14 protein-coding genes are annotated in these 15,816 nt (G+C 42.4%); 5 read left to right on the forward strand and 9 right to left on the reverse strand.

What is annotated here, in order from left to right:
• Positions 1 to 124 precede the first annotated feature (124 nt).
• Positions 125 to 1,351 carry a threonine/serine exporter family protein gene (locus L1D50_RS14015; RefSeq protein WP_128725446.1) on the reverse strand — a complete coding sequence of 409 codons (1,227 nt, stop codon included), beginning with the start codon at positions 1,349 to 1,351 and terminating at the stop codon, positions 125 to 127.
• Positions 1,352 to 1,683: 332 nt separating this feature from the next.
• The gene (locus tag L1D50_RS14020) at positions 1,684 to 2,694 is read right to left on the reverse strand and encodes a LacI family DNA-binding transcriptional regulator (RefSeq protein ID WP_128725447.1); all 1,011 of its coding nucleotides are present in this window, start codon (positions 2,692 to 2,694) and stop codon (positions 1,684 to 1,686) included.
• Positions 2,695 to 2,867: 173 nt separating this feature from the next.
• On the opposite strand from L1D50_RS14020, the gene L1D50_RS14025 reads away from it, so the two are divergent.
• Positions 2,868 to 5,315, forward strand: a complete 2,448-nt coding sequence (locus L1D50_RS14025) for a prolyl oligopeptidase family serine peptidase (protein ID WP_239966252.1) — start codon at positions 2,868 to 2,870, stop codon at positions 5,313 to 5,315.
• A 336-nt stretch (positions 5,316 to 5,651) separates the two neighbouring features.
• Positions 5,652 to 6,260, forward strand: a complete 609-nt coding sequence (locus L1D50_RS14030) for a MarC family protein (RefSeq protein ID WP_128725449.1) — start codon at positions 5,652 to 5,654, stop codon at positions 6,258 to 6,260.
• An 82-nt stretch (positions 6,261 to 6,342) separates the two neighbouring features.
• Here the strand turns inward: L1D50_RS14030 and L1D50_RS14035 are convergent, their stop codons facing one another.
• The 6 genes from L1D50_RS14035 to L1D50_RS14060 all read right to left on the reverse strand — a co-directional run bounded on the left by L1D50_RS14035 (position 6,343) and on the right by L1D50_RS14060 (position 11,312).
• Positions 6,343 to 7,191: a DMT family transporter gene (locus tag L1D50_RS14035; protein ID WP_138524588.1), complete on the reverse strand. Its 849-nt coding sequence runs from the start codon at positions 7,189 to 7,191 to the stop codon at positions 6,343 to 6,345.
• A gap of 185 nt (positions 7,192 to 7,376) precedes the next feature.
• On the reverse strand, positions 7,377 to 8,159 hold the full coding sequence (locus L1D50_RS14040; protein WP_138524590.1) for a Rossmann-like fold-containing protein: 783 nt from the start codon (positions 8,157 to 8,159) through the stop codon (positions 7,377 to 7,379).
• Positions 8,160 to 8,501: 342 nt separating this feature from the next.
• Positions 8,502 to 8,672 (reverse strand): hypothetical protein, encoded by a 171-nt coding sequence (locus L1D50_RS14045; protein WP_239966246.1) that lies wholly within the window; start codon positions 8,670 to 8,672, stop codon positions 8,502 to 8,504.
• 52 nt (positions 8,673 to 8,724) lie between these two features.
• Entirely contained in the window at positions 8,725 to 9,807 is a 1,083-nt protein-coding gene (locus L1D50_RS14050) for a methyl-accepting chemotaxis protein (RefSeq protein WP_239966247.1), read from the reverse strand.
• Between the two features lie 174 nt (positions 9,808 to 9,981).
• Positions 9,982 to 10,788, reverse strand: coding sequence for a GGDEF domain-containing protein (locus L1D50_RS14055; protein WP_239966248.1), 807 nt, complete (start codon positions 10,786 to 10,788; stop codon positions 9,982 to 9,984).
• A gap of 101 nt (positions 10,789 to 10,889) precedes the next feature.
• Complete coding sequence (locus L1D50_RS14060; RefSeq protein WP_138524708.1) at positions 10,890 to 11,312, reverse strand: DUF3429 domain-containing protein; 423 nt, start codon at positions 11,310 to 11,312, stop codon at positions 10,890 to 10,892.
• A 229-nt stretch (positions 11,313 to 11,541) separates the two neighbouring features.
• Here L1D50_RS14060 and ahpC point away from each other — a divergent pair, with 229 nt between their 5' ends.
• From ahpC to L1D50_RS14075, 3 genes are all read left to right on the forward strand, one after another.
• The gene (gene ahpC, locus L1D50_RS14065) at positions 11,542 to 12,111 is read left to right on the forward strand and encodes an alkyl hydroperoxide reductase subunit C (protein WP_128725454.1); all 570 of its coding nucleotides are present in this window, start codon (positions 11,542 to 11,544) and stop codon (positions 12,109 to 12,111) included.
• Between the two features lie 106 nt (positions 12,112 to 12,217).
• The gene (gene ahpF, locus L1D50_RS14070; RefSeq protein ID WP_239966249.1) at positions 12,218 to 13,786 is read left to right on the forward strand and encodes an alkyl hydroperoxide reductase subunit F; all 1,569 of its coding nucleotides are present in this window, start codon (positions 12,218 to 12,220) and stop codon (positions 13,784 to 13,786) included.
• A gap of 929 nt (positions 13,787 to 14,715) precedes the next feature.
• Complete coding sequence (locus tag L1D50_RS14075; RefSeq protein WP_239966250.1) at positions 14,716 to 15,114, forward strand: DUF4177 domain-containing protein; 399 nt, start codon at positions 14,716 to 14,718, stop codon at positions 15,112 to 15,114.
• 49 nt (positions 15,115 to 15,163) lie between these two features.
• Here L1D50_RS14075 and L1D50_RS14080 read toward each other — a convergent pair whose 3' ends face one another.
• A complete protein-coding gene (locus L1D50_RS14080) occupies positions 15,164 to 15,652 on the reverse strand; it encodes a DM13 domain-containing protein (protein ID WP_239966251.1) in 489 nt (162 codons plus the stop codon).
• Between the last annotated feature and the right edge of the window lie 164 nt (positions 15,653 to 15,816).

The following is a 15,816-nucleotide window of genomic DNA, read 5'->3' on the forward strand; positions in this document are numbered from 1 at the left end:
AAATAATTTAAGTTGGAAGTTTTGTGGTTTAAGTTAAGTTTACTGGAATGGTTTTGCTTGATTTTTTGTTAACATTCACAACTACAAAGAACTGGAAAGTTGCCTTTCCAGTTCTTTTCGAATGTTATAAGCTCTTTTTAGGTGGCAGCACAACGTTTGAGAAGATGAGGCCAGCGATAAGAGACATAAATATTAAGAAGGTTTGTTGGCCAATATGATCCGCATGAACAAAACTTTGACCTTCGATCAATGAATTAAGTCCAATATAGGTTTTAGAACCAGGGACCAACACAATCAAACCTTGCATCGCCACAATGGACGCTGGGGCATTTACCACACGGTTAAAGATATTACTAAAGACACCCACTGCAAATGCACCAACAAAAGTACCAAGTGCGTAATCAAAGTAAACCGCAGAACTGATACTGGCTGCGTAGGCGATAAAGCCTGATGCGAGTGACCAACTTGCATGGCGTAGTTTTGTTCTAAAGATAACAACTAGGCTGCTACAAAGTAATAGTACTGCAAGCCAAGCTGTCCAGCGCGGTAATGGTGATGGTTGTATAAAATCAACTTGACCAAAAAACGCAAAACCTAAACTGATCCCCAAAAATGCACCGAAGTAGAGCTTAAAGAGCAACATAATAGAGTCCATGACTCTTGCGGTACCTGACACTAAGTGCCGAGCCGATAATTCAGCAAATCCAAGTGCCAGCGCCAAGCCAGGTATAAACACGATAATGGCTGAAAGTACTACCAAACGGATGTTGACCTGCGGGTCAATGTACACAGACACTGCGCAAGCAGCAACCGCTGATACGATGGCGACCAAAGGTTCAAGCATATGTGTTACGCGTTTGGAAATACTCGCCCAAAGCACGAATATGTAGACCACAAGCGATATTAGTGCTGACCACCAAACGTCATTCCAGCTAGTTCCCATCAGCATCGCAAACGCACCACTTGAGGTTGCAAATGCAAGACCCGTCATTAACTTATTATATGGGGGACTTGCATGCAAAATGGCTTCAAGGTTTTGTTCGGCTTCTTGGATTGAAAGCTCACCAGATAATACGCGTGTTGCGACGTCATCCGTATCTGCCAATGAACCTAAATCATGATCGCCGGGATCAACACGTGCCACATGGGTATATTCTTCTTCATGACCTTCGGTCCAAATTACAAAAGTGACCGATGTCGGAGACATAACAAAGGAAGACTTTAGCCCTAAGTGAGTGGCTATTTCCATTAAATGTGCTTCGAGTCGATAGGCAGGGGTACCGTATTTGTGAAGCATTTTGCCTAACTTCACAATAAAGCGGCGTTTCTCTGTGAAGGTTGCGTTATTCAACGAAAAAGAACCTTAAATGTGTAATGCCAATTCTACTGAATGAAGCGAATTGGCGAAAATGTTAAAAAAGTATGGTGTTTGAAATTAAAAAAATCAAACAGAGCTCATCATGGGTACGCGCTGCTAGTAAGATACATATCACTCTAGGTTTTAGTGATGTTTTTGCTCACGAATTTGATATTCGCAACAGACTATTTGCATAGGTAAATTTGGCGGCCAAGATTGCTGCGAATTCTATCCAGATTCTCAGTAATGTCTATAGTTTTGGCCGCAAATATTTGCATTTTTTATAAACAGGTATCAGCGCTACATTTATTGCTAAGTGCTAAGAGTTACGATGATTCTCTGATCTGTAATGACACATCCACTAGGGTTCTAACGGCAGGTTGCGATTTGTTTAAAATTTCGGATAGTGTATGGCATGTTCGCTTACCTATATCGTCGGCATCAATTCTGACACTCGTTAATGCGGGTTTCATAAGTTGAGAGTCTTGCAAGTCATCAAAACCGACAACTTTGATGTCCTCGCCAGGCACCAGTCCGTGTTCGCGCATGGCTTCAATTGCACCGTATGCTATGACGTCACTAAAGCAAACGATAGCTTTTATCTCTTTATGGTTAGCAATGAGGGTATTAAACGCTTCTCGGCCCCCTTGACGATTGGTTGGAGCAGCGATTGCGGGTTGCGCTTCATTTAATCCATTGAGCTTTAAAGCGCTTTGGAAGCCAGATAGTCGCTCATGGTAATCTGAAATTTCGGGAGTACCACCTAGAAAAGCAATGTCTTTTATGCCTTGCTCAATGAGGTGGGTCGTTGCTAGGTGAGTCCCTTTTTTATTGTCAGGTAGAATACAGGGGGCTTTAGCAAAGGCCACTTCACGCATAATGGTAATAACTGGAAATCCAGAGTCAGCCAGTTGATCCAGCCACTCTCGTGGGGTACTTGGTGCAGGCACCATAACAAAGGCACAAACATTGTATTCTTTTAGTGTGTTTACGACTTGGCGCTGGCGACTAAAATCTTCACCTGTATTTACCAGCATAGGCACCATACCTAATGCGTAAATATGCTTTTCTAATCCGACGGCAAGCTGAGCAGAGTACGGGTTAGTTAAGTCGTTGATAACAAGCGCAACAAGATTAGACTTTTTACTACGTAGCGCTGCTGCATCGCGATTATAAACGTAACCCAGTTTTTCGATTGCTTTTAGTACTTTCTCTTTGCTTTTATCGCTGACTTTATCACTATGGGTTAGGACAAGGGATACTGTTGATTTAGAAACTTGTGCCTCTTCGGCAACATCAAAAATGGTAACCTTAGCGAGTTTTTTATCGTTGTTCATGCTAATTCGTATCAATTATGGCTGGTTAAGTGACTAAGTGTACATCAAGTTTTCATCGCATTAAATCGCAAATCTATGCACATTTCCCGATAATCGTTATATGATCACCCGCTAAACGCCGAAGATAGGTAAATACAGTGAAATTATTAAAACAAATCACATTTATCATATTAATGACCGCCGTATCATATACGGTATGTGCACAAGAGCAGGGCTACATGACACCTTCGCCAGAGCTGGCAAAGCTTGTCGATGCGCCATTGATCCCAACCTCTAAATTGAGTGCGAATGGCAATTGGTTGGCATTGTTACAGCGCAATAGGGTGCTTACGCTCGAAGAGCTTGGGCAGCCAGAACAAGCGCTTGCTGGGATAAAGTTCAATCCGAAAACCTTTATGAGGACCTCCAGCCGCCAATATAGTTCTATTGAGTTTAAACATGTGGCAACCGGTGCTTTAGTTAAAGTGACAGGTCTACCAAAAGGCAAGATCAAGTCGCCAAGCTGGAGTGCAGATAGCCGCTATCTTGCGTTTATTCTTGAACAAGAGAATAGTGCTACGCTTTGGACTTACGATATTGAGCAGCGTAATCTTAAGCAGCTCACTCAATCAACATTAAATGGCGTGGTGACTTCAACTCCGTACCGCTGGCTGCCAGATAGCACAGCAATTATTGCGAATATTGCTATTAATCATGGCAAACAACCAAGCGCAAAAGATAAATCTAGCTTAACGCCAATCGTACAAACCACATCAGGTAAAAAAGCATCAACACGCACTTATCAGAATTTATTGTCTAGTCCTTACGATATTCAGCTATTTAAGTTCTATTCTGAGGGACAGTTAATTAAGCTAAACCTGAATGCTAATGCGCAGCAAATTGGTAACCCAACATACCTTAAACACTTCTCGGTTTCGCCAGACTCTACCAATCTAGTGGTTGGTATGATGGCCGATCCTTTTTCATTCCAAGTGCCTTACAGCCGCTTTCCAGCGGTATGGCAAGTGTGGGGAATGCGCGGTTATCCATTATTTGAAGTTACAAGGCAGCCACTAGCCGACGCACTGCCTGCGGGCTTTGATAGCGTGAGAGAAGGGCCGCGAAAGATCCAGTGGCGTGACGACCATGGCGCGACGCTAATATGGGCCGAAGCGCAAGATGGTGGGGATATGAGTGCGAAGGTTGACTATCATGACCACCTTTATACGATTAGTTCGCCATTCAAAAAAGAACCTGAACTTTTCGCAAAAGTAGAACGTCGTTTTTCGAGTATTGAATGGGCCGATAATAATGTTGCGATTTTGAATGAATGGCGCTTTGCCGATCGCAGTGTCCGTTCGTCAGTATTTTCTCCGCGTAATCCAGAGCAAAATCGAGTGGTGTTCTCAGAGCGCAGTTATAATGATGCATACAAAGATCCTGGCAACTTTGTATATGAAAATAGTGATTTAGGTTCAAGAGTATTGAAGCTAGTTGGAGGCAGGTATTTGTTTTTAACGGGCAACGGTGCATCTGAGAAAGGCAACATTCCTTTTTTAGATCGTTTTGACGTAAAAACCAACACTTCAACTCGTATTTGGCAGTCGAGCGAACCTTATTACGAAAGAGTGCGTGCAATGTTAGATGACGAAGGTATGCGCTTTATTACCGTGCGTGAGTCACGCCAAGAACAACCCAACTTTTTTGTCCGTGACTTGCAGTTTGATACTTTGGAGCAGCTAACTAAGTTTGCGCACCCTTATCCTGCATTTAAAGGCGTTGTAAAAGAGCAAGTCAAGTACAAACGTGATGATGGCGTTGAGCTGTCTGGTAATCTTTATCTTCCTACAGATTATGACCCATCAAAAGGTCGTATACCTGTGCTGATGTGGGCTTATCCGCTTGAGTTTAAAGATAAAGCCGTTGCTTCGCAGGTGCGCGAATCACCTTACCAATTTCCATATATTGGCTATTGGGGACCAATGCCGTATTTAGCAAAAGGTATTGCAGTTTTTGATGATCCGACGATGCCGATAATTGGGGCAGGTGACGCGCAACCAAATGATACATTTAGGCAGCAATTGGTTGCCAGTGCAAAGGCAGCTGTTGATACCTTAGTAGAAAAAGGGATAGCAGATCCTAAGCGCATTGCGATTGCAGGGCATTCTTATGGAGCATTTATGGTGGCTAACTTACTCGCCCATAGTGACTTGTTTGCCACTGGCATTGCGCGAAGCGGGGCATATAATCGCACCTTGACGCCGTTTGGTTTTCAGGGGGAGCCGCGTAACTTCTGGGAAGCGCAAAACGTCTATGCCAACATGTCGCCTTTTTTCCACGCGGAAAAAATCAACGAACCTATGTTGATGATCCATGGAGAGGAAGATCCAAATTCAGGTACTTTTCCTATGCAATCTAAACGTATGTTTGCTGCAATGAATGGCTTAGGTGGTAATGCAAGGCTAGTGATGTTGCCAGAAGAAGGCCATGGCTATAAAGCACGTGAAAGTATTTTACATGTACTTTGGGAGCAAGAGCAGTGGCTTGATACCTATTTGTTTCCAAAAGAAAAGCAAGAAGATATGGAAGTGTCTCCGACAGAGCCGATTGCTATTTCAACGCAAGCTATTGTTGAGCAGTAAACTCTTTAAGTTAAGCGCTGTACTGCGCTTAGATTAAAACTAAGTAACCTGAACTCTGGATGAAAAGTTAGTTAATAAACTAAAATATCCATGGTTGAAAGTGTAATATCGCTCTAGCAAGATGATGTTTTTTAATACAAGGCAAATTTGTATGTCAGTAGCTTGTCTATTGCAAACAGGTTTAACTCTGTAGTAAGGGGTAACAGCTGCTAGAAAACATGTTGTTATGATGAGTTCAGGTTAATTATTGTTTTTTAGAATGTCAGAAGCTGGATCGAGTTTCTCGTGGTCAATGATAGAGAACAGATATGAACACCGTGCTAAAGGTAGTACACAATGATTGATTTACTCGCTACATTTATTTTCTTTTTTGCTGTTATAGATCCCATCGGGACAGTCCCTGTTTTTATTGCTGTTACTAAAAACTATGACGAAGTACAAAAACGGAAAATAGCCCTTTTTGCCACGCTTGTATCTGCGGCAATTCTGGTCTTTTTTGTTGTTGCAGGTGAACTTATTCTAACTGCAATGGGAATACCTCTGTCTGCCTTTCAGATTGCGGGTGGAATTGTGCTGTTTCTTTTTGCATTGTCGATGATCTTCGGTGAAAGTAAGCCTGAAGAAGAGGTGAGAATGGTCAAAAGTCATAATGATACGGCTATTTTCCCTTTGGCTGTGCCGTCAATAGCTGGCCCAGGTGCAATGCTTGCTGCTGTTTTATTAACAGAAAATGCTAGATTCAATATTTGGGAACAAGTGCAGACGGTTGCTATGATGCTGTTAGTTTTAGCCATAGTGTGTGTGTTGATGTTATGTGCCAGCTTCATGCACCGCATTATTGGTAATGGTGGTGCGAGTGTTATCAGCCGAGTAATGGGATTGATCCTAGCATCCGTCGCGACGACAAATACGCTTTCAGGCTTAAAAGCATATTTTGGATTATAAGTAATCTAGATGATCAGCTTACTTTCTCGTTCGCTTGGAGAGCAGAAGAGGCTTCGTTATCGAAGCCTTCCTTTCTGTGAATTCACTCTTTGCTCGATACTGAGCTGCCAACAGATGCTGTGATCACCATAAAAATGGCAAGCCATTGCCAAACGGTCAGTAACTCTCCAAGAATTAAAAAGCCGGCCAACGCCGCAACCGCAGGTTCAACACTCATTAAAATACTAAACCCTTGTGCAGGCATTTTTCGAAGTGCTACCATTTCAAGGCTATAAGGCAGGGCACTGGATAATAAACCAATCGCGATACCTAATGGGATCAGTGACCAATCAAGCAGTGCAGCACCTTGTGAAACCATACCAAACGGCACGATAGCAAGGGCCGCAACCGTCATGCCGATTGCCACAGTCACCCCGCCGGAACTTTCATTGCCTGAGCGCTTACCATAGAGAATATATCCCGCCCAACAAGCGCCAGCAACCAAGGCTAAAGCAACGCCGACTGGGTCTAAACCATTGACATCGCCAAGATCTGGTAACAATAACAAGATCCCTAAAATAGCAAATGCAACCCACAAATAATCACGTTTCCGTTTAGATGAAAACAGCGCTACGGCAAGCGGCCCGGTAAACTCTAATGCCACACCAATACCAATAGGAATACGCTCAATGGCGTAGTAAAAGGTGATATTCATTCCGCCCAAGCATAGACCATAAACGATAAGTGGTCGCCAGTTTGCTGGTAAATGACGCCAAGGTTTGAACACCAAACATAAAATAAGAGCTGAAAATCCAAGGCGATATGCTGTGGTACCCTCGGGTCCAACAAACGGAAATAACTGCTTGGCAATAGAGGCACCGGATTGAATGGTGACCATAGCGCAAAGCAGGCATAAAATCGCAATGACAAAGTCGCGGCTAAGTAGTGGCATTGAGACCCCAATAAGATAAATAACAAGCTTAAAAATGGCGATATAAGGCTAGTCTAATCGTGTCTAAATAATGGCTCAATTACTTTTGTATATTTTATGCCTTTCTTGGTTTTTGAAATGGTTATTTGTTGATTTATTTACTTTTGATTTTCAGGGTTTTCTTTTTGTTATCGTTCCAAATTTGTTTACGTACTCAGGTAGTTAAGCCAAGCACTTTCATGTTTTTGCATATTTTTATGCTTTTTCGAGTCCAAGTGCGCGAGCTTATCGCTGTCATTGATAAAAGGGCCTGCTCTACAAATGGTGCAGTAATTATCACCCAAATAGTCAGGTACTTTGAGTTTTTCTTTGATGGCGTGAGCTGGGTTTACAGACCAGTAATAGCTAATACCGCTGGTGTCTTTTACGTGCTTATCACGGTCGACATTGCGAATTTGATATTCTGGGAACTGTGAAATCTCAAATCGAGATTGGCCGAGGTAATATTGTTCAAGTCCGTTGATCAGGCTACCTTCTAGATTCCACTCAATATAGGGCTTTACGTCCTTTGACGTAATGATCCCGAGCTGAGCGCCATTTGGGTCAAGTGTATAAGCCGCTGCGTTTATTAAGAATTCTCGCAGCAATTTCCGATTGAGGCTGTTAACGCTCAAGGTCTGGTTTTGGAAGCTTTCAAACGAATCAAATGCAGGAATGAGAGGAAATTGAAAAATAACTGCATCAAAGGCATGCGGCGGCACTTTTTGCCAACAATGTGCCTCAGTGACATCAAATTGAGTCACAACACTAACCCCTAAATCATGCAGCTTATCAAATGCATTATCTTGATATTTATGCTTAAGTTCATTTTCACTATCGTACACACTGGCAGTAAGGTGGGCTGGAGCAAAATGTTTTGCTAATGAATATGAAAAGCTTAAATCGCCATCGCCAACGGTAAGAATACGCCAGTTTTTATCGAGTATCATGGAGCTGTCTAAGTCAGTAAAAGGAGGAGTTTATCAAACTAGGCAGTTATCTTGTAGCAATTGGCTCTTTTCTGATGGATTTATTAGCTTAAAGCCAACTAGACAAAATACAACAGCCAAATGCCAAACTCCTCCAGCCACAATTGCAAAACTGGTGGTTTTTTCAGGGAAACCTATGGCTAGCGGCAGTGTAATTGCTCCCCTTACTAAACATAACGTTGAAATAGTAAAGATGGCAGGGCGAAGCATAGGTAATGGTTTGATCCACTTGAGGGTGGAAAGTGCGTAGGCGGCAGTGGTTAGAAATAATGCAGAGATAAAAACGGTTGCTGTCGGCGCATACTAAGTGCCAGCGATGGCGGAGTCGATAATATCTGTTGGGGCAAGTTGCGCACGATAGCAACTAGCACCCAAATAAATACATGAAAGATGTGCAACTGCGGTAAAAATAGCAATACCCGCGAATGTTGAAAGGAAAATACAGCTTATCAGTCGTTTCGTGTGGTCTTGCATTGATTTCCTTTACGTTAAGCGGGTAAATTGAGAAGCCCTGTAGTGCTTCTTATCAATGCCCTAGTTGATCGAGTAAGTCCATTACTTCAACGCTGGCATGTTCCATTTGGTTAAGCTGTTTAACTGCGCCTTGAGAATCGCCTGCTTTAAACTTTTTCATTGCTTCTACACCAGCTCTATGAACTTCTTTATGCGGAGCTTCTAGACGTTTAAACGCGTTGTGACCGCCAAACTTTTGGGCGCCATCGCCACCAAACCACTTACCTAAGCGGCACATCGTATGATCGGCAAAGTCGCTGATATTTTTATGGCTATTACCAATAATCACGTTGTATACGTCTCCTTTCCAAACGACATGATCAAGCTTTACGGTCTGGATAAAGGTTTGAGTAGTAGAGACCAAAATGGTGTCTTTCATTGAATCACAACAACTTACAATCCCTTCGTATTCATCGTTTAGGTGTCCAATACTGTCAGATAGCGTGATATTAGACGCTTGAATTTCTTCTACAGCACTCACTGTTGTGTGAGTTGTATCGATGATTTTTTTGACTAAATCGGAGACTTCGTTAGCGGATTCATTGGTATTGGTTGCCAGTGCGCGCACCTCATCGGCGACAACCGAAAAGCCACGGCCTGCTTCACCTGCTCGGGCGGCTTCAATAGCAGCATTGAGCGCTAGCAGATTCGTTTGATCTGAAATTTTTGAAATCGTCGTAACAAAGGTATTAATGCTATCAGCCATCTGTGATAAGCCAGAAATATTGCTAGTCATTTTGTCCATATTGCTGCCGAGCTGCTCCATTCCAGCCAGTATTTTACGCAATGCGGTTTCAGATTTAGAAAAGGCGGAGTTTACTTGCTCAATTGAATGGCTTTCTTCTTCAATACTCATAAAGCTTGCAAGAACAGTTTCTCGTATTCCCTGCACTTGGCTTAATCCATTCAACGCACACTGCAGTAGCTGATTGTCAGTATTATCATTGAGCGCAGCTTGTGTACCTACGATTTCCTGCTTTAATGCCTCATTTTCAGAGGTTAACTGCGCATTAGCCTGTTTTAAACTGGCAACCTCTTGTTGCGCGGCTAATAAGGCTTGTTGGGTTTCATTGTTTGTAAATAATCTTGCAAACATGCTGGCTTACCTTGTAACTTTATTTTAACGCAAGCTTAGCAATCATTCTGCCATAGTGCTACCTCTTTGAGCTTTAAAAAACGTATAAATTTAGAGAAGTTAGTGTAGAATTTGGATTAGGTTTCTGGGCGCTAAGCACCATTGAGATTTAGTCAATAAATCCGTGCTAATGCATCATCCTCTAGCACTGGATCTGAGTGATTTTCCACGTTTATCGCCATACATGTTTTCATCGGCATCGTGGATGATGAGATCTGCCTGTTTAGTCGGATCTACTTTGACCATTCCAATACTGACGTTAATTTTGTATTCCTGTAGTCCCTTTAATAATGCCGTTCTCACTTCGTCTGTATCTGGAAGCACCGCATTGATATAGGCAATAAATTCGTCACCACCGATACGAAAGCTGTAATCTAAGCCAAAGTACTCTTTCATATTTTGAGTAAATTTAATTAAAACTTCATCACCAATGTGATGACCGTAGTTATCGTTGACTTGCTTAAAATTATCTAAGTCGAGATAGAGTAGCCATTGATTATCAAAGCGATGTGTTTGCAAGCCTTCAAAACATGCGCGACGACTGCCCACACCCGTCATTGCATCATGGTTAGCTTCATATCGCATCCGCTCCTCTAACAACCTTCTTCTCTCTACTTCTTTTTTTAGCTCTGTAATGCTGGCTCTTTTATTAGTGATCATACAATAAAAGCCAAAGCTGATGAGTAAAAAGCCGATATTTTTCAAAGATGTGTCAAAGCTAAGTAAGGGGATGGAAAAACCGTCGGTAAAATTATCAATAATATCAAGGAGTAGGCCCGCACAATACACAAGTAGTGCGAGGCGCAAGAATTGGCTCGCAATTTCTTTGGTGATCAAGTTGAATAAAGTGAAGGAGATACCAAACCAAAATAGCTCTTCGTAGCTCTCGTATTCGTAATGACCGATATAGTACATGTAGCCACCAAAAACGATGATGGCCACCCATATTACCAGCGGCAGCAAAGTCGTTCTTATCAAAGCGCTGTGACCCTTGGTGATATATATCTTTAGTTATAGTTAATTGAGCTTCAGAAGCAAGTTACTTATGTGTTTAACTCAAGTGCTTGAGCAATCATAAATAGATGGCTAACAAAGACGAGAGAAGTCAATACCGTTCGCATTTTTTGATAGTCTTTATGGTAGTCTCCCCAGCGCGGTGAACTGCGCTCTATAAAATATACAAGCCAATATGCGATAGCGAGATATAGTAGCAGCCATTGTGGTGATACGACACTAAGTAGTGGGTAAGGGATCACGACGATCACGGCAAGTATCGCTTGTTTATAGGTTTGCTCCCCCGCACGCCATAAGTTTCCCGCCATAAAAGCAAGAATCCCTAGGCTATAAAATTGAAAAGCATGAAGCACATCGCTTGATACGCCCGTCATTAACGTCCACGCGATACAAGCCAAAAAAGGAAGAAAGCCAAAGTAACCAAGTTGAATATGATTGAAGTACGGGTGCATAGTCACGCTCTACTGTTTTTAATTGCTGGGATCATACCGTAATTAACGTATTTTTATACTCTTATACTGAATTAGTTGATCACTCAAAAAACTACTATCAGTTTTTTCGATTACAGTGATTCAAACAATCCATTTTATTTAAATATCACTTCCCCTTATCTTTGTACTCAAGCCAAGGCGAATAACAATCGCCAATATTAATTCAAACTAAACAACAGTGAGGAAAGCGATGAGCACTTCATTAATCAACACAAAAATTCAACCATTCAACGCAACAGCATACCATGGTGGCGACTTCGTAGAAGTTTCTGAGCAGGACCTTTTAGGTAAATGGTCAATCGTATTCTTCTACCCTGCTGATTTCACTTTTGTATGTCCAACAGAGCTTGGTGATTTAGCTGATTATTACGCACAGCTGCAAGAAATGGGTGTAGAAGTTTACTCTGTATCAACAGACACACACTTCACACACAAAGCGTGGCATGACGCGTCAGAAACGATTAAGAAAATTCAATTCCCAATGATTGGTGACCCAACAGGCCGTATTACTCGCAACTTCGGTGTAATGATCGAAGAAGAAGGTTTAGCACTTCGCGGTACTTTTGTAATCAACCCTGAGGGTGAAATCAAAGTTATTGAAACGCATGACTTAGGTATTGGTCGCAGCGCTAAAGAGCTAGTACGTAAAGTACAAGCTGCTCAATACATCGCATCTCATGATGGTGAAGTATGTCCTGCGTCTTGGCAGCCAGGTGAAGAAACATTAGCACCTTCACTAGATCTAGTTGGCAAAATCTAAACTGTCATAGGGAGTGCTGCATGCACTCCCAAATAAACCATCCAGATGAACTAAATTCATCGTTTTTGCGAATTTTTACTGTAGTTTCTGCAGAGGGTTACCTTATATGTTAGACAACCAAATTAAAACTCAACTACAAAGCCACTTTAGCTCTCTACAACGTCCGATTGAACTCGTCATTAGTCTTGATGACAGTAAAAAATCGCAAGAGCTAAAAGGGTTAGCACAAGACTTAGCGTCATTGAGCGATAAAATTACTTTATCTGAATCGCATGAAGGTGAGCGTATCCCACAAATGGTGGTGCGTGGCGTTGAAACAAAGAGCGAAGTTACGTTTGCTGGTGTTCCTATGGGACATGAGTTCACCAGCTTGGTACTTGCATTATTACATTCAGGTGGTCATGCCACTAAAGCATCGGCAGACGATTTGGAGCTGATCAGGAATATAGATAACCCATTGAACTTTGAGGTTTACATTTCACTGAGTTGCCAAACTTGTCCGCAAGTGGTACAGGCCTTGAATCTCATGGCGGCTGTTAACCCAAATATTACCACTACCATGATTGATGGCGCTTTGTTCCAAGAAGAAGTGGAATCGCGCAACATCATGGCCGTGCCAACAGTGTACTTAAACGGTGAACAATTTAGTCAAGGCGCGGTGAGCCTAAGCGATATTTTACTTAAACTTGATAGCAAAGCCGGTGAAAAACAAGCGGCACTACTTAATGAGAAAGACGTGTTTGACGTGCTGGTTGTAGGTGGCGGCCCTGCTGGTGCATCAGCTGCAATCTATGCCGCTCGTAAAGGGCTAAACACAGGAGTAGTTGCGGAGCGCTTTGGCGGTCAAGTTGCCGATACTCTGGGTATTGAGAACTTTATCTCAGTGCAAAAAACGGAAGGTCCTAAGCTGGTTGCACAGTTAGAAGAGCATGTTAACCAGTATGGCGTTGATGTGATGAAGAATCAGCGTGCAGCGGCAATTAACAAAGGTGAAACCATTGATATCACGCTTGAAAGCGGTGCGGTATTAAGGGCCAAATCTCTAGTCTTAGCAACCGGTGCGCGATGGAGAAGCATGAATGTACCCGGTGAAACTGAGTACAAGGGTCGAGGTGTAGCATATTGCCCACATTGTGATGGTCCGTTATTTAAGGGGAAACCTGTTGCTGTTATTGGTGGTGGTAACTCGGGTATAGAAGCTGCCATCGACTTGGCAAATATTGTTGAGCATGTCACGGTATTAGAGTTTGCCGATACACTTAGAGCTGATGAAGTGTTGATTAAAAAGGCAAAAAGCCTTACTAACGTTACCATTATAAAAAACGCACAAACCACTGAAGTCGTTGGAGATGGTAATAAAGTAACCGGTCTTAACTATATAGACAGGGTAAGCGGTGACACTCATTCGTTAGCATTGGCTGGCATTTTTGTCCAAATTGGGCTGGTACCAAATACTGAATGGTTAAAGTCGAGTGAAGTTGCACTTAGCCGCTTTGGTGAAATCGAAATTGACAGCAAAGGGGCGACGAGTTTAGCTGGCGTTTACGCCGCAGGCGACGCAACCACCACGCCGTTTAAGCAAATTATTATTGCGATGGGTGGGGGAGCAACGGCAAGCTTAGGCGCTTTTGATTATCTAATTCGATTAGGGCAAGACGACGAGCAAGCAGCTTAATTATTCGCATTACTGGAAAGAATCATTGCAACTATACACCCATGCAATGCTCCCAAGCCACACTCTAGCAGTGTGGCTTTTTTTTGGCTTAGAATTCGAAGTCTCGATGCTACTTTGTATTCTATTTTAGTCTTTACGATAGTGGTTTTTAGATAAACTTACCCTGTTGATTAGGCTGGTAATATTTTCTTCCGTTGGCCGTTAAATAAACGGAGCTTACGAGCGACAAAAAACATAAGAACGCTGCGTAAAGCAGCTCCTACCTCAAAGTGCAATTTGCCGTGTGGGAGGTGGTTTATCCGGCGAGAAGTTACTCGCTTAGCAGAGTCGATGGTCGGTTGGTTAAGGAATACAAGATCGCTGCGTAAAGCAACTCCTACCTCAAAGTGCAATGTGCCGTGTGGGAGGTGGTTTATCCGGCGAGAAGTTACTCGCTTAGTAGAGTAGATAGTCGGTTGGTTAAGGAATACAAGATCGCTGCGTAAAGCAGCTCCTACCCTATGTGTAGTGGGCTTTGTGGGAGGTGGTTTATCCGGCGAGAAGTTACTCGCTTAGCAGAGTAGATGGCCGGTTGGTTTAGGAATACAAGATCGCTGCGTAAAGCAGCTCCTACCTCAAAGTGCAATGGACTGTTTGGGAGGTGGTTTATCCGGCGAGAAGTTACTTGCTTAGCAGAGTGGATGGTCGGTTAGTTAAGGAATACAAGATCGCTGCGTATAGCAGCTCCCACCTCAAAGTGCAATGGGCTGTATGGGGCGCGATTTATCCGGCGAGATCAAGGTGTAGTGAGCCGTCAAAACAATATAAAAACCTTTAATTGGCCGTGCTGTCGCCTTTTTGTCGCCACACTTTCGCTTATTTGGCGTTTTAAGCTCTGCATTTTTAGGGTATTAATTAATAACGTAAAGGGATCGATGTGAGTGTAAAAAATGAAAATTGATGCAGCTTTGATAATCAGGCACCGAATACTCAAGGGGTGGACACAAGAGCAATTAGCTGGTGCTTCAGGTTTAAGCAAAAGAACCATTCAGAGGGTCGAAAGAGAGGCGAGTGCTTCAATGGAAACTCAGAGGGCACTGGCAGCCACGTTTAATTTAGATTATGCAAGTCTTACTCTTAAGGAGGCTAGAGTGATGAAAAAATATGAATATAAAACAGTTGAATTACCATTTAAATTGCGCTTTTTTAAATCTGGGACGCCAGACGTGCAGTCGCTATTAAATGCTGAAGGGCAAAATGGCTGGCAATTAAAACAGGTTGTTATTCCTGCATCAAGCTTTGGTGAATCTGATTCCATGGTTGTTATTTTGGAGCGAGAGACAGAATAGCTGAGCTGGCGTTGACTCGTTTTTTGCCTGTCACACCATCAATTCAAGTCTATGTACTACCTGTGGGTTGTAATGGTGCTGCGGAGATAAACTGCTCAAAATGTTCACACCAAATAATAGCACTCTGAAACTGAGTCAGATCAACTTTGCGATACTTAGGCAATACAAACTGTGAAAATTGATTAATGTTAGCTATTTCTATCATGGTATGTTTTTGCGCTTTAAAGTCGGCTTCCGTCTCAATAAATGCCTTGGCGAGATAAAGGCGATAATCAGGTCCTGGAGCTATCTCACCCACGAATGCAATGTGGTTATCAGTAAAATAGATCTCACCAGTGGCGTAGTGTAATGCGTCTGAATCTTTAAGCTCCTTCTTGAATTGGCCTTTGTATGTTGCGGCTTTACTTATCTCAAGTATTTCCGTGTGCTTAGCCGCCGGAGGTTGTGTCATTATCGGTAAAGTGTACACACCCATAGTAAACCCTGTGATAAACACCACAATGAGCAAAAGTAACGTAAATAGCGTTCGCAAAATCATTTCCAAGTAAGCAGTAAAGTCAAAGTATAGCCAAATTATAAGACTCTAGTACAAAAAGTGAGTGCGTAAAAAGGATTGTTTTTAATATTTTTGATAGGAACAAAGTGTTTTTATTAAATGTAATTTAGGACCCAGTGTAGATAAAACTTTACACTGAGTAGCAT

It is taken from the genome of Pseudoalteromonas sp. Isolate6 (assembly GCF_022398435.1).
In the GTDB taxonomy this organism is placed as follows: domain Bacteria; phylum Pseudomonadota; class Gammaproteobacteria; order Enterobacterales; family Alteromonadaceae; genus Pseudoalteromonas; species Pseudoalteromonas galatheae.